The sequence below is a fragment of the Thermostichus sp. OS-CIW-26 genome (assembly GCF_054058395.1).
This window is the reverse complement of sequence record NZ_JBSSAG010000002.1, coordinates 1-22,920: the sequence shown is the minus strand read 5'-3', so window position 1 is coordinate 22,920 and position 22,920 is coordinate 1. Positions and strand designations below refer to the sequence as shown.

Annotated in this window: 16 protein-coding genes and 1 pseudogene; 7 read left to right on the top strand and 10 right to left on the bottom strand. The window is 58.8% G+C overall.

Annotated features, from left to right (window positions below; genetic code table 11):
* Window positions 1-220: 220 nt before the first annotated feature.
* The gene (locus tag ACVW0C_RS01115; protein WP_457384062.1) at window positions 221-2,986 is read right to left on the bottom strand and encodes a cation-transporting P-type ATPase; all 2,766 of its coding nucleotides are present in this window, start codon (window positions 2,984-2,986) and stop codon (window positions 221-223) included.
* 394 nt (window positions 2,987-3,380) lie between these two features.
* Here ACVW0C_RS01115 and ACVW0C_RS01110 point away from each other — a divergent pair.
* Window positions 3,381-4,712, top strand: a pseudogene (locus ACVW0C_RS01110) (NAD(P)/FAD-dependent oxidoreductase).
* 54 nt (window positions 4,713-4,766) lie between these two features.
* On the opposite strand, the gene ACVW0C_RS01105 reads toward ACVW0C_RS01110, so the two are convergent.
* A complete protein-coding gene (locus ACVW0C_RS01105) occupies window positions 4,767-6,371 on the bottom strand; it encodes a serine/threonine-protein kinase (protein WP_457384061.1) in 1,605 nt (534 codons plus the stop codon).
* 66 nt (window positions 6,372-6,437) lie between these two features.
* Window positions 6,438-7,679, bottom strand: coding sequence for an HhoA/HhoB/HtrA family serine endopeptidase (locus tag ACVW0C_RS01100; protein WP_457384060.1), 1,242 nt, complete (start codon window positions 7,677-7,679; stop codon window positions 6,438-6,440).
* A gap of 192 nt (window positions 7,680-7,871) precedes the next feature.
* Between ACVW0C_RS01100 and ACVW0C_RS01095 the strand changes: the two genes are divergently transcribed.
* The 3 genes from ACVW0C_RS01095 to glgP all read left to right on the top strand — a co-directional run bounded on the left by ACVW0C_RS01095 (window position 7,872) and on the right by glgP (window position 12,500).
* Entirely contained in the window at window positions 7,872-8,405 is a 534-nt protein-coding gene (locus ACVW0C_RS01095) for a nucleoside deaminase (protein ID WP_457384157.1), read from the top strand.
* 262 nt (window positions 8,406-8,667) lie between these two features.
* Entirely contained in the window at window positions 8,668-9,852 is a 1,185-nt protein-coding gene (locus ACVW0C_RS01090; protein ID WP_457384059.1) for a SpoIID/LytB domain-containing protein, read from the top strand.
* Between the two features lie 446 nt (window positions 9,853-10,298).
* Window positions 10,299-12,500, top strand: a complete 2,202-nt coding sequence (gene glgP / locus ACVW0C_RS01085; RefSeq protein WP_457384058.1) for an alpha-glucan family phosphorylase — start codon at window positions 10,299-10,301, stop codon at window positions 12,498-12,500.
* 103 nt (window positions 12,501-12,603) lie between these two features.
* Here the strand turns inward: glgP and ftsH are convergent, their stop codons facing one another.
* Window positions 12,604-14,520, bottom strand: coding sequence for an ATP-dependent zinc metalloprotease FtsH (gene ftsH / locus ACVW0C_RS01080; RefSeq protein WP_457384057.1), 1,917 nt, complete (start codon window positions 14,518-14,520; stop codon window positions 12,604-12,606).
* A gap of 260 nt (window positions 14,521-14,780) precedes the next feature.
* Here ftsH and ACVW0C_RS01075 point away from each other — a divergent pair, with 260 nt between their 5' ends.
* The gene (locus tag ACVW0C_RS01075) at window positions 14,781-15,254 is read left to right on the top strand and encodes a globin family protein (protein ID WP_011432275.1); all 474 of its coding nucleotides are present in this window, start codon (window positions 14,781-14,783) and stop codon (window positions 15,252-15,254) included.
* On the opposite strand, the gene ACVW0C_RS01070 is transcribed toward ACVW0C_RS01075, so the two are convergent.
* The 4 genes from ACVW0C_RS01070 to ACVW0C_RS01055 form a co-directional block, all read right to left on the bottom strand.
* A complete protein-coding gene (locus ACVW0C_RS01070; RefSeq protein WP_414416427.1) occupies window positions 15,251-15,511 on the bottom strand; it encodes a ferredoxin-thioredoxin reductase variable chain in 261 nt (86 codons plus the stop codon). The genes ACVW0C_RS01075 and ACVW0C_RS01070 overlap by 4 nt on opposite strands.
* A 347-nt stretch (window positions 15,512-15,858) precedes the next feature.
* Window positions 15,859-17,268, bottom strand: coding sequence for a cytochrome c biogenesis protein (locus ACVW0C_RS01065; protein WP_457384056.1), 1,410 nt, complete (start codon window positions 17,266-17,268; stop codon window positions 15,859-15,861).
* 111 nt (window positions 17,269-17,379) lie between these two features.
* On the bottom strand, window positions 17,380-18,129 hold the full coding sequence (locus ACVW0C_RS01060; RefSeq protein ID WP_457384055.1) for a cytochrome c biogenesis protein CcdA: 750 nt from the start codon (window positions 18,127-18,129) through the stop codon (window positions 17,380-17,382).
* 80 nt (window positions 18,130-18,209) lie between these two features.
* Window positions 18,210-19,103, bottom strand: coding sequence for a prephenate/arogenate dehydrogenase (locus ACVW0C_RS01055; protein WP_457384054.1), 894 nt, complete (start codon window positions 19,101-19,103; stop codon window positions 18,210-18,212).
* 509 nt (window positions 19,104-19,612) lie between these two features.
* Here ACVW0C_RS01055 and ACVW0C_RS01050 point away from each other — a divergent pair.
* Window positions 19,613-20,011 carry a hypothetical protein gene (locus ACVW0C_RS01050; RefSeq protein ID WP_414330450.1) on the top strand — a complete coding sequence of 133 codons (399 nt, stop codon included), beginning with the start codon at window positions 19,613-19,615 and terminating at the stop codon, window positions 20,009-20,011.
* On the opposite strand, the gene ACVW0C_RS01045 is transcribed toward ACVW0C_RS01050, so the two are convergent.
* The gene (locus tag ACVW0C_RS01045) at window positions 20,008-21,867 is read right to left on the bottom strand and encodes an ABC1 kinase family protein (protein WP_457384053.1); all 1,860 of its coding nucleotides are present in this window, start codon (window positions 21,865-21,867) and stop codon (window positions 20,008-20,010) included. The two genes, ACVW0C_RS01050 and ACVW0C_RS01045, sit on opposite strands and share 4 nt — an antisense overlap.
* A 294-nt stretch (window positions 21,868-22,161) precedes the next feature.
* Here ACVW0C_RS01045 and ACVW0C_RS01040 point away from each other — a divergent pair, with 294 nt between their 5' ends.
* Window positions 22,162-22,338 carry a hypothetical protein gene (locus ACVW0C_RS01040; protein ID WP_457384052.1) on the top strand — a complete coding sequence of 59 codons (177 nt, stop codon included), beginning with the start codon at window positions 22,162-22,164 and terminating at the stop codon, window positions 22,336-22,338.
* Here the strand turns inward: ACVW0C_RS01040 and ACVW0C_RS01035 are convergent.
* Window positions 22,318-22,920: RNA-guided endonuclease TnpB family protein (locus tag ACVW0C_RS01035; RefSeq protein WP_457384051.1), on the bottom strand; the 603-nt coding region annotated here is incomplete at its 5' end. The two genes, ACVW0C_RS01040 and ACVW0C_RS01035, sit on opposite strands and share 21 nt — an antisense overlap.

The window sequence follows — 22,920 nt, the reverse complement described above, 5'->3', positions numbered from 1 at the left end:
ACTTTCCAAAAAACCGCCGCTGAGATGGTGATTGCCTTGCGCAAATCGGTCGAAAAGACAGCCAGAGCGGTGTGAAGCTGGATGCCATCAGACCTAGGCCAGCAGGCATTTTTATCTCTTGGCAGAGGCCGGCTACATCTGAGTAATGGCTGAGGGATCCCCTCTTCGGCACTTCTTCAGATGGGAGCGCAGTGAGCGCGAGTTGCCCAAAGCAAGTTATTCATTCAGGATCCACTCGATTGGCTGCCGCTGAGACAACGATGAGTGGCAAGCTCACCAGCAAACAAAAGCCCCATTGCTCCCAAGACAGGGGTGCTGTGTCGAAGATAATGTTGAACAGGCTCCACTGGCTGAAGAGGATCTGCAGCAGGATGGCCGCCCCAATGCCGATGGCAATGGCTGCTGTATCCATGAGGCGCTCATGGCGCTCCAATTGGCTGGCACGTCCACGGCCCAACAGGGTAGGAATGGCCTGGCTGAGGCTGAGCAAGTAGAAGATGCGCCCGATCACCAGCGCTTGGATGGCCATGGTGCGGGCCAGGTCAATGCTGCCGGTGGTTTGTTCAATGTATTCAAAAACCCCGAAGATCAAGATCCAGTTGAACACAGACACCAGCAGGATGCGCTGCAACAGCCTAGGAGAGAGCAAGTTGGCGTTCGGATCCCGCGGTGGGCGAGTCATCTCTCGGCCTGTGCTCGGCTCAAAGGCAAGAGGCACCGTCATGGTGATGGAGTTGATCATGTTGAGCCACAACACCTGGATGGCCAAAATGGGCAGTTTGCGGTTGAGGAGGACGCTGAGGAGAAGGGTCATTGACTCCCCTCCGTTCACCGGCAGAATGAAGGCGATGGCCTTGAGCAGGTTGTTGTAAACGGTGCGCCCCTCCTCAACGGCTGCCTCAATGGAGGCGAAGTTGTCATCGGTCAGGATCATGTCGGCAGCAGCTTTGGCCACTTCGGTGCCGCCTCGCCCCATGGCAATCCCCACATCTGCTTGCTTTAGGGCCGGAGCGTCGTTGACGCCATCGCCGGTCATGGCCACGATCTGCCCCCGCGCTTGCAGAGCTTCCACCAGGCGCAGCTTTTGCTCTGGCACCACCCGTGCGAAGACGGATCCCCGATTGGCAGCTTCCACAAATTCCTCCGGGCTGAGCTGCTCCAGATCTCGACCGCTGTAGGCTTGCACAGGTTTTCCACCCCCCAGGCCCATCTGCTCGGCAATGGCTTGAGCCGTGAGCACGTGGTCGCCGGTGATCATCTTCACCTGGATCCCAGCCGTTTGACAGGAACGCACGGCGGCAATGGCCTCCGGCCGCGGCGGGTCAATCATCCCCTGCAAACCGAGGAAGATTAAACCCTCCTGCAGATCTGGGTGATCCACCCGAGTTTGGCTGCTGGGGACGGTTTTTTGGGCAAAGGCCAGAACTCGCAGCCCTTGTCGTGCCAAGGCCTCCACCTGCTGGCGAATCCGCCCCTCTTCTAGAGACTGGATCTCCCCCTGGGATCCCATCTGGCTATGGCAGCGGGGCAGCAGGGCTTCCACCGATCCCTTGACATAGATGCAGTGCTCTTCTGGCCCCAGGCGGTGTAAGGTGGCCATGTACTGAAACTCAGATTCAAAGGGAATGCTGTCCAGGCGAGGGCGGCGGCGCTGCAGTTCTTCCAGATCCAGACCCCCCTTCTGGGCTGCCACAATGAGGGCAGCTTCGGTGGGATCCCCTACCACCTCCCACTGGCCGTTGTCTTTGGGTTGCAGACGGGTGTCATTGCAGAGGCAACCGGCCAAGAGACAAGCCTGTAACGCCAGCAGCCGCTCCACTTCCACTGGATCACCCCCCTCCTGGGCCAGGATTTGTCCCTGAGGACTGTAGCCACTGCCAGTAACTTGGTAGAGCTGGGATCCGGCGTAGATGGCCTGCACCGTCATCTGGTTTTCCGTGAGGGTGCCGGTTTTGTCAGAGCAAATTACCGTAGCACTGCCCAGGGTCTCCACCGCCGGCAGCTTGCGGATAATGGCGTGGCGTTTTGCCATGCGGGAAACCCCAATCGCCAAGGTTACAGTGACTACCGCCGGCAAGCCTTCGGGGATAGCACTCACCGCCAGCGCCACTGCCGCCTCAAAGACACTGGCCGCCCCCTGTCCCTGAGCCAATCCCACCAAAAAGGTGAGCCCGGCCAAGCTGAGGATGATCCTGAGCAGCATGAGGCTGAATTCCTCGAACTTGCGTGTTAGGGGAGTTTGCAGGGATCCCCCCTTTTCGACCAACTCCGAGATACGGCCTGTTTGAGTCTGGTTGCCAATGGCCACCACCACCCCTGCTCCTTGGCCGAAGGTAACAAAGCTGCCGGCATAGGCCATGTTCTGGCGGTCGGCTAGGGGTGTGTCTTCCGCCAGGGATCCCAGCCGTTTTTCCACCGGCACCGACTCCCCTGTCAGGGCCGATTCATCCACCTGTAAGTTGCGCACGCTTAGCAAGCGCAGGTCGGCGGGCACCTTATCTCCCGAGCTCAAGAGCACCACATCCCCCGGCACCAGCTCCCGCGAGGGCACCCGCAGTTTTTGCCCCTCCCGGATGACAGTAACCTCCGTCACCACCGACCGGGCCAGGGCGGCGATCGCTTCCTCCGCTTTGGACTCTTGGATGTAGCCGATGAGGGCGTTGATCACCACCACCGCCCAGATCACGATGGCATTGCGCCAGGATCCCAAGAACGCCTTGACCGCCCCGGCAACCATCAAGATGTAGAGCAAGGATTGGTTGAACTGCTGCAGAAACTTCACCCAGGCCGGGGTAGCCGCCTTGGCCTTTAGCTCGTTGGGGCCATATTGCTTCTGCCGTTGGATCACCTCAGCTTGAGACAGACCCCGTTCCAGAAGCGCCGCCAGAAGCAGATCCACTGCAACGATTTGGCGGGCAACATCCTCTTCGGGCAGGGCGTGCCAGGGAGCTGCCGGCAATGAGTCAGGGGAGACGGATTTTGCCATCGCAGGTCTCTAGTTGAATCGCAACAGAACTTGAAAGCCAGCCGTGAATTCAACGGCAAATCCCTCGTACAGTCCACAGCCTAGCCGACGCCGCCTACCCCCCAGAAGTGCCGCTGTTCCCCCCAGCGTCAACAAAGCCTAAGTCCTAGGCTAAGATTTGCCTCAAATTCTCGACAGCTTGAAAAAATGGCTATATTCTTATCGGGTGTTATGATTACGCTTGTTTCCCAGCTGCAGCTCCTGAAGGCTGGCAATCTGCAGAGTCTTCTACGGATTGCCAGTTCGGGGTTGTTGGCTGTCATTTAACAGGTTCTTCCGCATTAAACTAAACAGCTTCTTGAGCTCAAGTTCAGTTCTGTTTGAGGAAACTGCTGTGTCAACGACTACTAAGCCAATGGAACTCAAAACCCAATCCCCACCCGCCTCCACCCAAACGAACGGGCGCCCTGGCGTCGAGGGATCCACCTCCAGAACTTCGCAACCTGTCATTCACCATCAAATTGTTGTAGTGGGAGGAGGGGCTGCCGGCATCAGCGCAGCGGCCCAGTTGCTGGAGCGCAAGCGTAACCTCGACATCGCGATCATCGAGCCATCCGACAAGCACTACTACCAGCCCGGCTGGACATTGGTAGGGGGAGGTATTGCCCCCCTGGCCAAGTTTATCCGGGACGAAAGGACTGTGATCCCCAAGGGAGCCACCTGGATTCAAGCGCGAGTCGCGGAGCTAGATCCGGATCACAACCGCGTGATCACAGAGAGCGGGCAGATCATTCAGTATGACTACCTCATCGTTGCCCCAGGGATCCAAATCGACTGGCACTTGATCGAGGGCTTGCCGGAGGCACTGGGCAAGGGAGGAGTAACCAGCAACTATTCCAAGGACTACGTCTCCTACACTTGGGAAACCATCCGCAACTTCAAGGGGGGAACCGCTATCTTCACGTACCCGGCTACTCCTATCAAATGCGGTGGCGCCCCCCAAAAAATCATGTACCTGGCCGACGATGTCTTCAAAAGCAAAAGTGGGGTTGGCGTCAACACCAAGGTTCTCTTTTGCACAGCCACTCCCACTCTCTTTGCCGTGCCGGAGTACAGCGCCGCCCTGGAGAAGGTGGTAGAGCGGCGAGGGATCCAGGTGAAATTCAAGCACAACCTCAAAGCCATCCGGCCTGAGACTCAGGAAGCCATCTTTGAAGTCACCACCGACAATGGCAAAGAAGAGGTGAGCCTGCACTACGACATGATCCACGTGGCTCCGCCCATGAGCGCTCCGGACTTTGTCAAGCGCAGCCCCCTGGCCGGGCCGGGAGGATGAGTGGATGTGGATAAGGCAACGCTGCAGCACACCCGCTACCCCAACGTGTTTTCCTTGGGAGATGCCTCTTCTCTGCCAACGTCCAAAACGGCGGCTGCCGCCCGCAAGCAAGCGCCGGTACTGGCGGAAAACCTCTTGGCCGCCATGCAGTCGAAGCCGCTAGTGGCCCGCTACGACGGCTACACCTGCTGCCCCTTGATTACAGGCTACAACTCCCTGATCATGGCCGAGTTTGCCTACAATGCAAAGCTAGCTCCCTCCTTCCCCCTGGACCCAACGCGGGAGCGCTACTCCATGTACCTAGCCAAGGTGCATCTATTACCCTGGCTCTATTGGAACCGCATGCTCAAGGGCAAAAAGTTTGAGGCAGACATCTTCAAGCCCATCAACAAGCTGGTGCACCGCTACTAGGGCTTTCTATCCCCTCACTCCCCAGCCCCTCTCCCTTTGGGAGGGGGGAGTTTTTTACAGGCAAGCTTTGAACTTTTTCAATACCGCCCGATCCAGCATCAGCAGCGCCGCACGTAGGCCACCTGAGTAGCCCCAAAAAAAGCCCACCGGCAGATGACCCTTAGGCGCTGCCAGACAGGTTGTGAGCTCCCCATACCCCAGCCAGCGGCCCTGCACCTGCCAGCCGACTCTTTCCCCCATGCAGTCTTCGCGGGGCAAGGCTAAGAAGGAGCCCGAACGGATCCCTCCTCTTCCCTCCGGGTCACACTCCTGCCAAAGTTGCTTCTGGACGGTAAAGCCAAAGCGCCCATGGCTGGCCCGCACCCACAGTTGGTCAATCAGCCGCAGCATGGGGCAGGGGAAGGCCTGAACATCCTTGGGATCAAAAAAGCCCACTTGCGAGCGCCCAGCAAGCTTCAGCATCAGGGCTGTCGTCCAGCGATCCGCCTCCCCCCACTGCCCCGCTCGCAGCCGATCCCACAGACCTTGCAAGGCAGGGGCTGCTTCCCCCACCCACTCTGGCCAAGAGAGAGTTCCGGGCAGGGATCCCCCCTTCCCTCTCTCCTCTGGACAGCCCTCAGGAAAAATCAGGGATCCGGATCCCTCTTCTCTTCCAGCTTTTTTGGCAGTGGCAGGGGTGGGAGGTGCCACCAGTTGCTCTAGCTCTTCCGCCGAGTGCCGGGACAGGAGCTGTTCCAGCTCGTCTTGGGGTTGTGGAGGCTGGGCCAAGATCTGCTCCAGCTCCCTCAGCTCTTGGGTGCGGATGGCTGGCTCAAAAGCAACCGGCTTCCTCCCTTGTTGAGAGGCTTCTGCCGGTAACAGTGCCAGCCACTCGGCCATGGTTTGCGGGCGCTCTTCTGGGTGGAGAGCCATCCCTTTGAGAATGGCAGCCTCCACAACCTCGGGAATGTTGGGGTTAAGGCTGCGAGGGGTATCCAACTGGCGGCCTGTGGCCCGCACTGGCGCACACATAGGCACCATCCCCGTCAGCGCCGTGTAGAGGGTTGCTGCCAAGGCGTAGACATCGGTGAAGGCGCCGCGGCGGCGCAAGCTGTCGTATTGCTCTAGAGGAGCATAGCCATCGGTGCCGTAGGAGGTGTGGCGTTGGATCAGACCTTGGGTGTAGCCGCGAGCTAGGCCAAAGTCGATCAAAACTGCCTGCCCGGATCCCTCCCGCACCATGATGTTGGATGGCTTCACATCCCGATGCAGGATCCCCTGTTCGTGCAAGGCCATCAGGGCGGATCCCACCTCCTGCGTCAGGCGCAGGGCCTCTGGCAAGGGCAACGGCCCCTTTTGCCGCAAAAGCTGGTGCAGAGTCTGGCCGCGGATGTACTCCATGACAATGCACCAGCGATCCTGCTCCCAGATCACCTCTTCCACCTTCACCACATGGGGGTGGCGGCAGCGGGCCAGTTGCAGCGCCTCATTCATGAAGTTCTGCTGGAAGTGGGGATAGTCGGGATCCTCACGAAGGCTGTCGTTCAAAACTTTGATAACCACCTGGTCGGCGCGAACGCTATCCCAGGCCCGGTAGGTAATGCCGAAGCCCCCCTCTCCTAAGATGGCCTCAATGCGGTAGCGCCCCCCCTGTAGTCTTTCGCCGACTGCCCAAGCCATACCTGACCCCCGCCTCTAGGGCCATTGTGTCACGGGGATCAGTAAATTGACGGCACATAAAACTGCTTAGAAGTCTACGGGCAGCACTCCCGTCTTCACCTGGAAGGTGCGTGCCTGTCCATTTCGGATGACCCGCAGCGTCAGTGTATTGCCCACCCCAGCGGCTTCCACCAACTGCTGCACCTGCTCGGCATCGCGGATGGCCTGCCCATTGATTTCAGTGATCACATCCCCCTCCCGCAAGCCAATCTCCTCAGCCGGGGATCCCGAAATCACCTGCCCGATCAAGACCCCTTCTTCCACTGTCAGCGTGGTGGGGCGAGCGGGGTCGCGGTTGAGGCGCGCCACAATGTCAGGGTTGAGGGTGATCATGCGAATGCCCAAGAAAGCGTGCTCTACCCGACCATTCCGGATCAATTGCTCGGCAATTTCCATGGCGCGGTTGATGGGGATGGAAAAGCCGACGCTCTGAGCTCGCTGGAAGATGGCCGTATTCACCCCAATCACACGCCCTTCCGCATCCAGCAACGGGCCGCCCGAGTTGCCGGGGTTGATGGCCGCATCCGTCTGCAGGAAAGTCACCCGCTTGTTGGCAGCCCCAATTTGCCCGGAGGAGCGCCCGACGGCGCTGATGATCCCAGCAGTTACGGTATTGTCCAGGCCCAGCGGGTTGCCAATGGCAATAGCCCAATCCCCCGGTCGCACCAAGTCAGAGTTGCCCAAAGTAACCGTGGGCAGATTCTCCCCCTCAATTTTGATCACTGCGATATCGGTAACCGGATCTGAGCCCTTCACCTCTCCTTCAAAGGTGCGCCCATCCAGCAGATGAACCCTGACTCGCTCGCTGCCTTCCACCACATGGGCGTTGGTGAGGATCAGGCCACTGGCGTCGATGATAAACCCCGATCCGGTGCCTTCTTGCCGAAACTCCTGCGGCAACTGCGGTAGTTGATCCCCAAAGAAGCGGCGAAACAGGGGCTGGTTGAACAGTTCTGGGTTGATCCCCCTCGACACAGTGCGGGTGGCATCGATGCGCACCACCGCTGGGCCGACCTTTTGGGCAACGGCGGCAATAAAATTAGAAGGCCGGACAGCATCGGCGGGAGGAGCAGAATTCGCAGCCTCAGGGCGGGACTCAGACCAGGGCAAAAGGGATCCCACTCCCTCACCGGCCCGTTGCGTCCAAGTGACCAGAGGAGTTTGCTGTAACCACTCCTGCCCCGATCGAGACGATAGCCAGACCCCACCCGCGACGCCTCCACCAAACAGAGCCATCGCCAAAAGTGTATGCCGTAGAATCCGCGCCATGCTCCCTCCCAAAGCTAAGCCGTATCGCCAAGACTCAAAAGGCGTGAACCCGCTCCCCCGACTTACGCCATCAAGACCCAGTTCACTCCTGGTCTATTCTATCTATTCCTACTCTTTACTTTTGGATGTTCGGGGTATGTGTGCTTACCCTAGCAAATCTTGCGGACAAAGGCAGTGCTCGAAACGCCCAAAATGATCGGGGATCCGAGCGAGCTCCATTCCTCCGAGCCGCAAGGGTGGGATCTGTGGCAGCGCCACCGCGCCTGGATGCAGTTGGCCTTGCGAGAAGCTGAGCAAGCGGGAGAAGCCGGAGAGGTTCCGGTGGCAGCTCTGGTGGTCGGGCCAGGGGAAGAGCTGTTGGCCCTGAGCAGTAACCGGCGGGAACGGGATCGGGATCCCACGGCCCATGCGGAGATCCTAGCCCTACGGCAGGCAGGGCAACGGCTGGGAGATTGGCAACTGCGGGGCTGTCGGCTGTACGTCACGCTTGAGCCTTGCCCCATGTGTGCCGGGGCAATCAGCCAATCGCGGCTGGCCCAGGTAATCTACGGCGCCGATGATCCCAAGGCCGGAGCACTGCGCAGCGTGCTCAATTTGCCAGCTTCTGCCGCCAGCTTCCATTGCCCGGAGGTCATCGGCGGAGTTTGCGAGGTCGAGTGTCGCCGCCTATTGCAGCAGTGGTTTTGCCGCCGCCGCGGGATCCCCTCTGAGCCGGCTGAATCCTGACCGAGGGACTGGGGGCGGAAAATTCTGGGTTGAAGTCGTGCATCTGCAGGATGTTTTTGATACTGTCATAGCGGGTTCGGCTGGCCCTTGCCCGGGATCCCGCACCAGCCTCAAAAAAGGCTTTCCGAGTGCGGGATCTCTTGAGCCCAACGGTGGCCGCTTGGGTTGTTGAGGGTGCGTCGGCCCTATGCCTGGATTCTCAAAACCCGACTTGTCCGGGATCCCTCGCCGGCTGTGATACTCTTTCCCAGAGGATTGGTGTGTGACTATTGCTCTCTCCTTTTCTCCTCTCCCATCAGCTTGGCTTAGGAGTATTGCCCTTCTGGTTTGGGCTTGGCTGTGCTTAACTTTTCCGGTGCAGGCACGGGTGCTGCTGCGGGTAGGTATTGCCGTCAACAAGCCCCAGGTCACCGTCGGCAGCTCTACCGGAGCCCGCATATTGAATGCCCAGGGACAGCCGCTGGCAGAGGTGCAGGCCATGCAACCGCTGCAGGCCAGCCGTTCGGGTTCAGCAGTCAGTTTGGCCGGCCAACAGGGAGAACGTCTTTACCTACAGCCCACCACCTCCGATGGGTTGGTGTTTATTGACCAGAATTGGTACCGCGGCTGGGTGGAGCTGATCCCTGGCGAGCGTGGGGTGATTGCCATCAACCAAGTTGGCTTGGAAGACTACGTTTCCAGCGTAGTGGGCAGCGAGATGGGACACCGTTTTCCCATGGAGGCTCTCAAAGCCCAAGCCGTGGCCTCCCGCACCTATGCCCTCTACCACCGCAGTCGCCGTTCCCAGCAGCCTTTTGACTTAGGAAACGGGATTGATTGGCAGGTTTACAAGGGAGTGGCTGCCGAATCCAGCCGTACCCAAGCGGCTGCCCGTGAGACCGCCGGGCAGGTTCTCATCCACCAGGGGCAGTTGATCAATGCGGTTTTCCACTCCTCTGCGGGGGGACATACGGATGATGCAGGCAATGTCTGGTTAGAGTCGCGGCCCTACTTACAGGGGGTGCCGGATTTCGATCAGCACTCACCGGTGTTTAGCTGGACGGCCACCGTTCCTGCCCAGCAGATTCAGCAGTTGGCTGCCGGGATCGGTGCCATTCGTTCTGTGGAGGTACTGCGCAGCTCCCCGTGGGGACGGGCAATCACGGTGCGCTTGACGGGATCCCAAGGGATCAAAGATCTCAATGCCGGCGATTTTCGTCGGGCTCTTGGGTTGCGCAGCACAAAGATTGCCATTAGCCCGCGCGGGGAGGCCACCACTACGGCCAGCCTGGCTCCTGTGGCAGGGACATTCCCGGCTTTCTTTGAGATTCAGGGGCGGGGCTACGGGCACGGGGTGGGCATGAGCCAGTGGGGAGCTGCCGCCCTGGCCAGCCAAAACTACTCTTACCAACAGATCCTCAGCCACTACTACCGCAACACCAGTCTGGCAGTGGTGGAAGGACGTTAAGGCTCAACTTCAAGGAGAAGCCAACAAAATCATCGATTGGTAGCAAAAGTAGCTGCAGTTTTTAAGAGCTTATGGAAAGCAGCATTCTGAGCATTCTATACAGATCTGGAGGGGTTCCCCAAGGGTTCGTTGGGGTTCTGTAGATTTTGTTAACTTTGAGTTAACTCTAACGTTGCACCATCTCTGAAGATAGACGGGCAGCTTCTGCCGGAATCGAAAGCTGGCCTGCCTGCGACCCCTGTTTTTGAAGGCTCCGCGCTGCTGTGGCAAGATCGGGAGAAGCCCTGGAAAATTTGGGTTACGTCCCCTGAAGATTTTGTAGAGATCTTGAATTCCCCCCTCAGAATCCTCAGGATCGGCTCAATAATAATTGAGATACGTTTACCAAGATCGACCTCTACCTCTTCTTTTTCGAGCCCATAACTTTAACCCCAGGTATCTGTCCTATGTCCATTGCCACCTTAGCTCCTGCTTTTCCCGAACGTTGTCCGGTGCTGCCGGAAGCGCTCACGCCCCTGTGCGAGATCGCCCGCAACTATTGGTGGACCTGGAACCCCGATCACCTCACCATTTTCCGGGAAATGGATCCCGCCCTGTGGGAAAAAACCTCCCACAACCCGGTGCGCATGCTGGAGGAGGTTTCCTACTTGCGGTTGGCAGCCTTGGCCACCGATGTGAACTACCTCAACACGTTGAACCGGATGGTGCAGTCCTATCGGCAGTACATGGCGGCTGAGGATACCTGGGCCAAGCGCACCATGAAAACCTACGACTGGCAGCGTCCCATCGCCTATTTCTGTGCCGAATACGGCTTGCACGAGTCTTTGCCCACCTACTCTGGCGGGCTGGGTATGTTGGCTGCCGATCACCTCAAGTCGGCTTCAGATTTGGGAGTGCCCCTGGTGGCCATCGGGTTGCTCTACCGTCAGGGCTACTTCCAACAGCGCCTGGACAACAATGGCTGGCAGGGGGAGCTTTACGAAGACTCTGAGTTTGAGTCTCTGCCGTTGACTCTGGTGCGCCAGCCGGATGGCAGCCCTCTGTTGGTGGAAGTGGCGATGCGGCAGCGGTTGGTGAAGGCGCGGGCCTGGCGGGCGGACGTGGGCCGGGTACCTCTTTTTCTGCTGGACACCGACCTGCCGGAGAACGACCCCATCGACCGCTGGATTACCGCCCACCTCTACGGGGGCAGCACCGATACTCGCATTGCCCAAGAGTGCATCCTGGGTATCGGTGGGGTGCGCCTGCTGCGCCAGTTGGGTTTGGATCCCATGGTCTATCACATGAATGAAGGGCACGCTGCTTTCCTAACGCTGGAGTTGCTGCGGGAGGAGGTGGCGCGGGGCACCCCCTTCGAGACGGCGGAGGCCAAGGTGCGGGAAAAATGCGTGTTTACCACCCATACACCGGTGCCGGCTGGCCACGATGCCTTTAGCCCCAATGAAATGGATGCCTTTTTTGCCTCCTTCTGGCCTCAACTGGGCCTGACGCGGGAACAATTTTTGGCCTTGGGAGCTCGGCGCACCGGGGATCCCTGGGAGCGCTTTAACATGACGGTGCTGGCTTTGCGGTACGCGCGGGCGGCCAATGGCGTAAGCAAGCTCCACGGACGGGTTTCTCGCGAAATGTGGCGTGTGCTCTACCCCGAGCGATCGGTGGATGAGGTGCCCATCAGCTCCATTACCAATGGGGTTCACGCCCGTACCTGGGTTTCCCCTCTTTTTTGGAACCTCTACGACCAGTACTTGGGCCCCGATTGGCCGGAGCGGGTGTCAGACCCGGAACTGTGGGCCAAGGTGGAAGAGATCCCAGATGAAGAACTGTGGCGGCGCAAAGAGGCTCTGCGGGAGCGGCTGGTGTCTTTCACCCGTCACCGAGTGTTGCGGGCCCGGCGCAATCGCGGCGAAAGCAATGAGCGCATCCAAGCGGTCAACCAGTTGTTGGATCCCAAGGTCTTGACGATTGGGTTTGCCCGTCGCTTCAGCACCTACAAGCGAGGAGATTTGATCCTGCGAAATCTGGAGCGAATTACCCGCATCTTCACCAACAAAGAGTACCCTGTGCAAATTATCTTCGCCGGCAAGGCCCATCCCCGGGACGAAGGGGGCAAGCGCCTGATCCAGCGGGTGGTGGAATGGTCCAACCGGCCTGAGGTGGCCAACCGAGTCGCCTTCATCGAAAACTACGATGCCTATGTCGCTCGCAATTTGGTGCAGGGGGTCGATGTGTGGCTGAACAACCCGCGACGCCCTCTGGAGGCCTCTGGCACCTCAGGACAAAAGGTGGGCTTCAGCGGGGGATTGAACTTGTCGGTGCTGGATGGCTGGTGGCCGGAGGGTTACAACGGTCGCAATGGCTGGGCTATTGGCCAAGAAATCGAAGGTCTGGATCCCGCTGCCCAAGACGACTTGGACGCCAACTCCCTCTACGACTTGTTGGAGTATGAGGTGATCCCCATGTTCTACGACCGGGATGAGAAAGGGATCCCGCGCCGCTGGATTGCCCGCATGAAGGAGGCGATCCGCACGCTCAACCCCGTTTTCAACACCGACCGCATGGTAGCCGAGTACGTGCTGAAAATCTACGAGCCTCAGCCCCTGGAAGCAGAGGCGAGCCGGACTTTGTTGGGTTCGGCTGTTGCCGGCTAGGGTGGACTCCCCCTCTCCCAGCGCAAATCATACAAAACATTGGGATCCCTCTCTCCTCAAGAGGAAAAGCAGGGATCCCGGGTTTGCGCTTGGGGACAAGAGACTAGGCGCTGGCGTTGACGGCCATAGGAAGCGTCAGCGGCTCTGGCTCCTCTTCGGGGGGCAGCATCACCACCTCAGAGTTGTCGATGATGGCCTGCAGCTCTTCCCCATCGATGGTTTCGGCCTCTACCAGGCGGCGGGCAATCCGATCCAAGAGGGCGCGGTTTTCTCGAATCAAGTAGGTAGCCCGTTGGTAGGCCTCGTTCACCAGCCGCCGCACCTCTTCGTCGATGAGGGCTGCTGTTTCCTCCGAGAAATCCCGTTCTGCGGCGATCTCCCGGCCCAGGAAAATGTTGGTGTACTGGCGACCTAGGGCTACATTTCCCAGGCGATCGCTCATACCGAAGCGGGTCACCATGTTGCGGGCGATGCGGGCCACCTGCTGCAGGTCACTGGCTGCCCCCGTGGTGATCTCCGACTCTCCGTAGACCACTTCTTCGGCCACGCGCCCACCCAAGGCAACGGTCATCATGTTCTTCAGATGGGCACGGGTGGTGAGTCCCATGTCGTCATCGCTGGGCATGAACCAGGTGAGGCCACCTGCTTGTCCCCGGGGGATGATCGTCACTTTTTGGATGGGATCGTAGTTGGGCAAGAGGGATCCCACCAGGGCATGGCCCGCCTCGTGGTAGGCCACCAACTCCTTGCGCCGTTCGCTCATCAGCCGATCCTTCTTCTCCGGACCGGCCAACACCCGATCCACCGCGTCGTTGATCTCGTCCATGGAGATCTCGGTGAGGTTGCGGCGGGCAGCCAGAATAGCCGCTTCGTTCAGGAGGTTGGCCAAATCGGCACCGGTAAACCCAGGAGTACGGCGGGCCAATTTCTCCAGATCCACATCGGCAGACAGGGTTTTGCCGCGGGCATGCACCTTGAGGATTTCTAGCCGGCCCTGAAAGTCGGGGCGATCCACCGTAACTTGGCGGTCGAACCGGCCAGGCCGTAGCAGCGCTGCATCCAGCACATCCGGGCGGTTGGTGGCCGCAATGACGATGATGCCGGAGTTGCCCTCAAAACCGTCCATCTCGGTGAGCAACTGGTTCAGGGTCTGCTCCCGTTCGTCGTTGCCACCTCCCAAGCCAGCTCCCCGCTGGCGACCGACTGCATCAATTTCATCGATGAAGACGATGCAGGGAGCATTTTGCTTGGCCTGCTCGAACAGATCCCGCACGCGAGAAGCGCCGACCCCGACAAACATCTCCACAAACTCGGAGCCGGAAATGGAGAAAAAGGGCACACCCGCCTCTCCGGCTACGGCGCGGGCCAACAGGGTCTTACCGGTGCCGGGCGGGCCCACCAGCAGCACCCCGCGGGGAATCTTGGCTCCCAAAGCTGTGAAGCGCTCTGAATTTTTCAGGAAATCCACCACTTCTGCCAGCTCCAGCTTGGCCTGATCGATGCCGGCCACATCGTTGAAGGTAATTTGGGTTTTCGGCTCCATCTGCACCCGTGCCCTGGATTTGCCGAAGTTGAGAGCTTGGCTGCCTGGGCCATTTTGAGCCCGCCGCAGCAGGAAAAAGAGCCCCAGCAAGAGCAAAACCGGCAGGAAGAAGGTGCTGAGAATGCGCCCAAGTAGCCCCTCCTCTTGGACAGGACGCACGGCCAGCTCCACCCCGTTGGCAACCAGGGTGTTCTCAAACTCAGGAGTAAGGGGGGGCAGATTCACCTGCACTGGGGTGGCGCGGTTGTTGATTTCTGCCTCGGCGATGGCAACCTGGCGACCATCCGGGGCCGTCTCCACCAAAACTTTGCTGACCTCGCCCCGTTCAACACGGCTGATCAGGTCGGAGTAGCTGATCTCCAAACGCTCAGGCGGGCGGGTACCCAAGAAGGTGGTGGCTAAAGAGATCAAGACGATGGCCAGTAGCGCATATAACCCCGCGCTTCTCCATTTCTTGTTTTTACCTTTCTGACTCACGGAAGTGTTTCCTCCCAAAGGGTGTTTTTGAATCGAACTCGCAGATGGTGACCTATGGGTAACAATCTGGGGTCGGGTGGGTTCTTGCAGCAACAGACTGTTAATTAATATTAACCTGACTGAGAGGGTTGCCGGGGATCCCTGCAATCCCGCTCTTCTGGCCGGGAGTTTGGGGATAGGATTGAGGGACCAAGGCTGGACCGTCAGTCAGAACAGGTGGTGTTTTTTCCATTCTCATTCCAGCTTGCCCAGGGATCCCTATGCTGACTCAACTGCGCGAACTGAGCATCGCTGCCGACGGGCGCTATCTCAGGGATGAAGAGCTGCAGTTCATGGAGACCTATCTAGCCTCCTTTGACCTTCGCCTGAGCGCCTATCGCAAGATTCAGGCGGCGGAAGCCCAGATCATCCGGGATGTGGAGATGAAAATGCGCGCGCTGGATCCCTACTTGCTCATGCGAGGGGTGGAAGACTTCAGCAACAAGTGGAAGGCTGACACCGTGCGGGTTTTGCGCCTCTCGGCTTTGGCCATGCTCCTGGACGATGAGCAACGCTACAAAGATCGATTTCTCTACTGGTTCCAAACGCTGATGCGGGCCTTCCGCACCCAACGCAGTTGCGAGGCCACCTATCGCTTTCTGCAAGAGGTGATAGCCAATTACCTCACCCCCGAAGAAACCAAGTTGATCAGGCCGATTCTGGAAACCAACCGCACGCTGTTGGGCCTCAACTAGGCAGCCGTCTCAGCAGACTCTCCAGAACCAGCCGACTCCACCACCTCCAGCTCATCAGCCTGGAGATGGGCACGGAACTTGTTGCCAAACTGCACCTGAAAGGGAAAATTGGCGCTGATCGGGCGGCCATTCCAATCTCGAAGCACGGCCTTCAGTTCCCCTTCCATACCTTTGAGGTCAAAAGGTTGATTGCGATGTTCCGGGTGGTGATAGACAATCACGCTGGTACGCACCCGCACCCGATCTCCAACTTTCATGTCTTGCCCTCCTGAAAAGGCAGCATACTGCAGGAACCGACTGGAAACACTCTAACTCAATCTCTAAGCAAGCTTTCCGGATGTGGAGAAGTGTGTGGAAACTGAAACAGTAGTTTGCATTTTTCTCAAGTTCCCTCTCACTTTGGATGACCCGAGAACATCCCCTCAAACTCAAGCCATGAGCCCGACCCAAGGGATCCCCCTGACCGGCCACTGGATCCCTGCATCGTATACATCCTTCCAGAGAACTTTAGGGTGTGGCAAGGAAAATCAAATGAGGGCTTTCAACCTCATGGGATCCCTATTGGGCAGGAGATAGAGCTCAGTTTCGGAGGAAAAGGCAGCACCTATCCAATCTCAGCTTCCGCCAGGATCTGGGAAAGAGAGAAGGCGACCTTTTGTTGCTCCACCAAGCGGTCGAATTCTCGCTCGAAAGTAACCAAGGCCCGGTTGGTTTTGCCCCCCAAGTAGAGCCCCGTCTCCGTTTGCAAAGCCCAGATTTGGCTGTAGCTGAAGTAGCTCATCACCACCCCCACCATCAACAGCCCAAATCCGAGATACACCGCAGGGATCCCCGGATCGGATTTAATTTGCAGTCCGGTAGCGCCGATCACCTCATCCAGATGCAGAGTGAGCGGGTTGGGGAAGCGTTGGGGAGCGATTTCGTCGAGGGCCAAGCTCATGCCTTGGCGCAGGGATCCCATCCATTGCCCTTCAGTGTCGTAGAGCAGGGCTGTCCCCTGCAAATCCGGCAGCAGCAGCGTGAGTCCCTGGCTCATGTCCGGCTGGGTGGGCACAAAAGCGCCCCAGAGTTTGTTGCCTGCCTCGGTACGCACCGGCACCACCGGGATTTGAAAAGTGGGGCTGTTGTTGATGCGGATGCGGATGCTGTCGATGCTCCAATCGGCTTGGTAAAGGGTCACACCCCGGTAGGAGAGAGGATGGTTGACGGAAATGGTCTGACGTTTGACCTCCTGACCCTGATCCAAGATCGAGAGGTCGGAATAAAACTGCTTGACACGGCCATCGGGAGCGTAGTCAATCCAGAAGCGATTGGCCCGAATTTGCCAGGTAGGCAAGTGAGCACGAGCCAGATCTCCCGCTCCGGTCAAGTGTTGAATGGAAGCCACGCTGCCGCTGGGAATGAGTTCTTGGGCCTTGAAGCCGCTAATGCTGCCCCAAATCGCCCCCAGCAAGATCAGCAGCATGCTGACATGCACCAAGATGGGGCCGATCCTGCCGATTAACCCTTTGCGGGCGTAGAGGTAATGGCCCTCCTGAAACACCAGATAGCCCTGTCGGCGCAACCGCTCCGGCAGACCTTGTAAAGATTGCTGAGGCAGATACGTCCGAAACGGCAGGCGCTGAAAAGACTGCGGGCGGGTGAGATAGCTCCAACGGCGGGCCCCCTTCAACATCGGCCATTGGCGCGTCAGGGAACAGGCGGCAAGGCTGCTGCCGAACAGGATCAAAATGGCCAGAAACCAAGGGGTGCGGTAGACGTGATCCAATCCCAAGTTCAGGATCACCCGCCACGTGAGAAAGCCAAACAGGGCCGGATGCTCCGGATAGTGGGCTTGATAAAAAGCCGCTGTTTCCTCTTGCTCAATTACCGTGCCGGTGGCGCTCAAGACCGCAATTGCCAACAAAAGGCCAATGGCCAGGCGCAGATCCGCCAGCAGCGGCAGCAGCTCATGACGAAAGTACCGCCGCAGCGAGGAAACCCAGCGGGCAAGCGGGAGAGAGTATATGACCATGAGAAGTTTGTCGGCTCAAGATTCAGATCGCCGTTTTTGCCAGGCAAGGTGCAGTCCCCAACAGGGTGCTGTAGGTGTAGCCCCATCTTAGCCTGCAGCAGCAGGGATCCCTTAGGCCCAAGCCGACAAGATTGTTACGCTGCCGAACCCCACCAACACCACCCCACTGGCATAAGTGAGCCAGCCCGACCAGCGCCGCAGGGCCAACAGTTGCTTCACCGCTCCGGTAAACACCCCCGCCAGGAGCAGGGGAAAGGCCAATCCCAGCCCGTAAGCCAGCAGCAGCCCGCCTCCTACCCATGGCTGCCCTGTGGTGGAAACCCAGGCCAGCAAAGCCACCAAAACCGGCGTACTGCAGGGAGAGGCCACCAGGCCAAAGGTTAACCCCAGCAACACTGCCCGGCCTAACCTGGGCCATTCTCCGGGAATCTCGAGGCGGTTAAACCCATCGGGAAAACGCAGGGGGAGCACCTCCAACAAGTTCAGCCCCATCAAGATGGCAATTCCCCCCGCCACAGTGGGCCCAAAGGATCCCGTTTGTCCGTAAACGCGACCCAGCAAAGCTGCCGACAAACCCAGCAGGGTCAGGGTAAAAGCCACGCCAGCCGCAAAACCCAGGGATTGAGCCCAGACCTGCAGCCGCCCTTCTGCAGCCGTTTCCTCAGAAGCGGGGGTGTAGCCGCCGATGTAGGCGATGGTCACCGGCAGCATAGACAACGTGCAGGGGGAAAGACTGGTGAGCAAGCCCGCCAGACCCACCACCAACAGACTAACGGGAGAAAGGTGCTGCAGTTGAAACTGCACCAGCTCAGTTGCCCATTGTTCCAGTTGGTAAAGCCAAAGCTGAGCCGTGCTCAACATAAGCTCGATCTGTCCACATAAGCTCAAGGTAGCATGAACTCCCCCGCCCCCCTGGGATCCCCAGTCTTGGGGGAGTACGTCTACTGTCCATTCCCACCGCCCAGGTTGTGGAGAATTCCGCGAGGATGGTTGACGGGGAACTGCTGCCATTCCTGTTGAGCTCGTTGCAGCACCCGGAGCAATTCGTCCCACTTTTCGCCATCGATCAACTGCTCTATCTGTCGCAGCTGAGCTTGGTAGCTGCTCAGGGCAGTCAGCAGCGCCTGTCGGTTGTGGCGGGCCATCTCCAAACCCAATTGCGGGATCCCTCCGCCAACACGGCTGGTATCGCGGAATCCGCTGCTGGCCAAAGTGCGGGCCAATTCCAGAATCGCGGGATCCCCTTCTTGGCTAACCGCTGCGATCAAACTGGCGCTGACCATAACTGGCAAATGGCTGATCCAGGCCACCGCTCGGTCATGGCGTGCGGGATCCGTGAGGACAGCTTCTGCGCCAACAGCAGCAATCAGTTCTTTCACCGCATCGAGAGCCTGAGGTTGGGTCTCGGCGATGGGAGTGAGCACGTAGGGCCGCCCCCGAAACAAGTCAGCTTCTGCCGCTTGGATCCCTTGCAGGCTTTTGCCGGCCATGGGGTGCCCCCCCACAAACCAGGGCCACAATTCGGTTGCCGGAGCAACGATGGGCTGCTTAACCGAGCCGACATCGCTCACCACGGTTTCTGCCGACAAATAAGGCAACAGGGCGGCTAGCGTGGCCAACACCTGCTCCAGAGGGGTACAGATCAGCACCATTTGCGGATCAAAGCGAGCCAACTGGGCCAACTCTGTTCCACAGCCTTGAACAGCGCCCCTTTCCAGAGCCTGTTTGCAGGTGGCCGGGTTGCGGCTTATCCCCCAGACGGGATATCCCTTTTCGGTCAGTTTGAGGGCCAGGGATCCGCCAATCAACCCCAACCCGACAATGGCAATGCGCATAGTATCTCAGTAAGCCAGTGAAACCCCTTTTTGGACACCACCAACAACCGCTTCCAGGTGTAGTAGGAGGCTACTCCCGTAGCTCAGCGATACTCGCCACCGGCGGGCAAGCCTAGTTCCTTCCGAAGCTCCCGCCGCAGCAGCTAAATTCTCGGCCAGGGACTGTCCACTTGTCCATTTTTAAGTCAATATAGGGGTAACATCCGGGCTTGCTTGCCCTGCGGATTCGTGGTAGCCAAACTGGCCTCCGACAGGAAAAACAAGGGCAGGCCTTGGATGTATTGGCAGGAGCTCGGCCCGCTGTGGACTGCTGTTGCGCCGAAGGGATCCCAGCCTTTCGTGCCGGCTCAGCGCAGTTCTTCTTCGCTTACTCAAGAGCAGGTGTCCCTCTTCTCAGCGATTCTCCAGAACTGTACCCATCGAGCCACTTTCACAGCGGGCTCGGCTTTTGGCCTGCGAGTTCCCGCTTTAACCCCCGTTGGGGAGCACTCTGTCGTTTAGGAGATTCTATGCCTAGTGAACCCAAAACCCGCAAGAGCCGTGAAAGCACTAACCCGCGCCCGCGCGACCGTCGTCGTGAATCGGCCAAAGGGAGCAAAGGGGCAGTCTCAGCCACTCATCTCTCCTTGCCGAAGTTAATTCAAGAGAATGCGGTGCTCCAATCTCGCAGCCAGTTGTTGTTGATGTACAGTGACTTCCAAACCGAAATGCCCAACGATGGCAAAACCGGTGTGGGCACCTGGCTACAGTCTCGACTCAAGGAGCACGGCATGCCCAGCCTGCTGCGTTTTGGCCCCCGCTCCCGCCCCCAGGTTTTCCGCCGCGATGAATTTTCCGAGTGGATTACGCTGGCTCTGGCCTCTGTTAACCCCAACAGCGATACTGCCCCCCAAGAGCACCTGAGCTAGGCCGGAAGGGGAAGTTGAGCGGTAGAAGCAGAGGTTGCTGGCCCAGGGATCCCGCCACGCCCGTTGAGGGAAGAGGGTGAACTGGGCTTTTCTGTATCCGGCAATAGCAGGTCGCGGATGAGGCGAGCTGCCGAGCGTTGCAACCAGCGGGAGGCCAATTGACGGCCCAGTTGTTGAGCTTCCGGTTTGGCAGCCACCTTGGCAACAATCGGCAGAAGCTGCAGCGGCTGAAAGCTCGGGTTGCTGCTGAGGAGTTCCCACAGACGCTGCAAATGAGCCAAGCCATCTGAGCCGCCCTGGGATCCCGAGCTGGAAAAGAGCACATCCACTAGGCGCTCCCGCAGGAAAGCGCCCCGCTCAGAAAAGATAAAATCAACGGCCTTTTCCAGGGATCCCTGCAGGTCAAAATCCTCGCTGTTGACGGCGTTGCGCAGCAGGTTCTCCAGGCGGTTCCAGCGAAATTGCCCCTGGTTAAACAGCAGCTCCCGCAGAGATACGCGCAGCTCCGGGGCCGGGTCGGTGAGCAGCCGCTGAGCCACGTAGGGATAGGCCACGCTCAACACCTTAAAGTTGGGATCCAGGCCGATGGCGATCCCTTCCAGGGTGAGCAAAGAGCGGATGATCAGAGCGTAGTAGGCAGGGACTCGAAACGGAAAATCGTACATCACCCCCGAGAGCCGATCGGTGATGCTCTTGAAATTCAGTTCGGAGACCGATTTGCCCATCGCTTCGGCGAAGACAGCTTCCAGAGCAGGGATGATGGGAGTCAGGTCGGTATCTGGATCCAGGAACTCCAAGTCCACGTAGTCTTGGGCCAGCCCGGCAAAGTCTCGGTTTACCAAATGCACAATCGCCTTGATCAGGCCGTAGCGCTGATGGGGCGCGATGGTGCTCATCATGCCGAAATCGATATAGGCCAGCCGCCCGTCGTACATGGCCAAGAGGTTGCCCGGGTGGGGATCGGCGTGGAAAAAGCCATTTTCCAAAAGCTGCTTGAGGGAGCAATTGACACCGATCTCGATCAAGTGCCGTCCATCCAGCCCCGCAGCAGCGATTTTGTCAACCTGAGTCAGCTTGATGCCATCAATCCACTCCATCGTCAGCACCTTGGTGCGGGTGTACTCCCAGTAAATTTTGGGAGCGTAGATGGAGGGGTGACGGTACAGCGCCAGGAACCGCTCGGCATTGCGGCCCTCCTGCGTGTAGTCCATTTCTTCGTAGAGGCGCCCGGCAAACTCATCGACGATGCCCACCAGGTCGCTGCGGATGCGGCGGAAAGTGCGTTTGGCCCAGGCGGCCAGGCTGCGGACAATATACATGTCGAGAGAGATGCGCCCAATCAAGTCGGGCCGCTGCACCTTGACGGCGACTTTCTCCCCGCTGTGCAAGTAGGCCTGGTACACTTGCCCCAAGCTGGCGGCGGCAATCGGCTCGGGGCTGATTTCTCGAAAGATTTTGTCTACGGGTTTGCCGATTTCCGACTCGATGAGGGCAAAAGCGATGGCATTGTCAAAGGGGGGCAGCTCATCCTGCAGTTTGGCCAGTTCCTCCAGAAATAGGGGCGAAACCAGATCGGGACGGGTGGAGAGGGCTTGGCCGATTTTGATGGCTGTCGGCCCCAATTCCGTGAGGATCTCCCGTAGCCGGGCCGCATGTTTCGGGCGATTCTTCAGTTCTACTCCCCGCCAGCGATCCCAAAACACCCAGGCCAACAAGCCCAAAAAGGGGGTGATCAACTGAAACAGGCGCCGCACCACCAGATCCCAGCGCCCTCGATATTGCTTGGCCAACTGTTCTGGGTCATAACGCAGGCTCAACTCCGGTGCCACTCCCAGATTTGCTGGCGGGATGGTCATAACCGGAGAGTCCGCCGCTGCGGAACCCAAGTTATGCTGCCTCGCTGCTGTTGTCACTACCGGTGTTGACGGTGTTGCGCCCATAGATGCCCCAACGGATTCCGTAACACATCTTAACTTGCTGGCTCAGCCTGGCGACTCTTGGAGGCGGCCACCGGCCTGCTCGATTGGGCTTGAAAAGGCCGGCCAAACCTTCAGAAAAGGATCTTCATCCTCTCCCGGAGAAGGTGACAGCAGCCCACCTACGGGGATCCCCGCCAAACCTAAAATGGGAAAACCGCGATCTCTGCCTCTGTGTCTGGATCTCCCCCTCTACGGCCTGCCGAGCCGAGTGTGACCGGATTTGCAGCCCTTAAGGCGCGCCACGTGCTGTTGGCCTTCTTGGTGATCAACCTGGGGGTAGGCTTGGGAGCCATCGCCTTGGCCCAGCTGTTTCATCTCCCATGTAAACTACCCGACTCCGACCGCTAAAGCGGTACGGAGCGGGCTTTCAGTAGCCCTGAGCCTGCTCTGCTCCACCAGAGAACAAAACAGGCCCGAACCTCTAGGCTGGTTTACAGCAGCCCCCAAAAGCGCAATCACCTTCGCACCGTTAAAATCCGCATCCCCTTCCCAACCGCAGTGCCCGCATTTGAACTGCTTACCCTTGCGATAGGATTGAGCGGAGTCGGGATGAATACGCAGGCACTTGTGGCAGATCTGCGAGGTATAGGCCGCAGGGACAGCTACCACTTTGACACCCGCCCTCACAGCCTTGTATTCGATAAACCGCCGCAGCTGGTAGAACGCCCAGCTATTGCTACGCCGCCGCTCCTCACGACTGCGGGGGTGTTGATTGGTGCGTTCTCGAATGCCGCTTAAGTCCTCAATGGCAATGCAGGCAGAAAGAGATTGAGCTGCTTTAACGATGCGCTTAGCGATACTGTGGTTCACCCAAGCTTGAAAGCGTCTCTCTTTGCCAGACAGCCGTTGCAGCAGTTGACGGCATCGCCGCCTGCAACTGCGGGTGCCCTTACTGGCCTTGCGCTGAAGAGACGCTCTTAACCGACAGTA

Coding starts and splice junctions, on each gene's coding strand:
- ACVW0C_RS01115 (WP_457384062.1), bottom strand. CDS start 2,986: ATGGCAAAATCCGTCTCCCCTGACTCATTGCCGGCAGCTCCCTGGCAC.
- ACVW0C_RS01105 (WP_457384061.1), bottom strand. CDS start 6,371: ATGGCTTGGGCAGTCGGCGAAAGACTACAGGGGGGGCGCTACCGCATT.
- ACVW0C_RS01100 (WP_457384060.1), bottom strand. CDS start 7,679: ATGGCGCGGATTCTACGGCATACACTTTTGGCGATGGCTCTGTTTGGT.
- ACVW0C_RS01095 (WP_457384157.1), top strand. CDS start 7,872: ATGATCGGGGATCCGAGCGAGCTCCATTCCTCCGAGCCGCAAGGGTGG.
- glgP (WP_457384058.1), top strand. CDS start 10,299: ATGTCCATTGCCACCTTAGCTCCTGCTTTTCCCGAACGTTGTCCGGTG.
- ACVW0C_RS01075 (WP_011432275.1), top strand. CDS start 14,781: ATGCTGACTCAACTGCGCGAACTGAGCATCGCTGCCGACGGGCGCTAT.
- ACVW0C_RS01070 (WP_414416427.1), bottom strand. CDS start 15,511: ATGAAAGTTGGAGATCGGGTGCGGGTGCGTACCAGCGTGATTGTCTAT.
- ACVW0C_RS01065 (WP_457384056.1), bottom strand. CDS start 17,268: ATGGTCATATACTCTCTCCCGCTTGCCCGCTGGGTTTCCTCGCTGCGG.
- ACVW0C_RS01060 (WP_457384055.1), bottom strand. CDS start 18,129: ATGTTGAGCACGGCTCAGCTTTGGCTTTACCAACTGGAACAATGGGCA.
- ACVW0C_RS01055 (WP_457384054.1), bottom strand. CDS start 19,103: ATGCGCATTGCCATTGTCGGGTTGGGGTTGATTGGCGGATCCCTGGCC.
- ACVW0C_RS01050 (WP_414330450.1), top strand. CDS start 19,613: ATGCCTAGTGAACCCAAAACCCGCAAGAGCCGTGAAAGCACTAACCCG.
- ACVW0C_RS01045 (WP_457384053.1), bottom strand. CDS start 21,867: ATGACCATCCCGCCAGCAAATCTGGGAGTGGCACCGGAGTTGAGCCTG.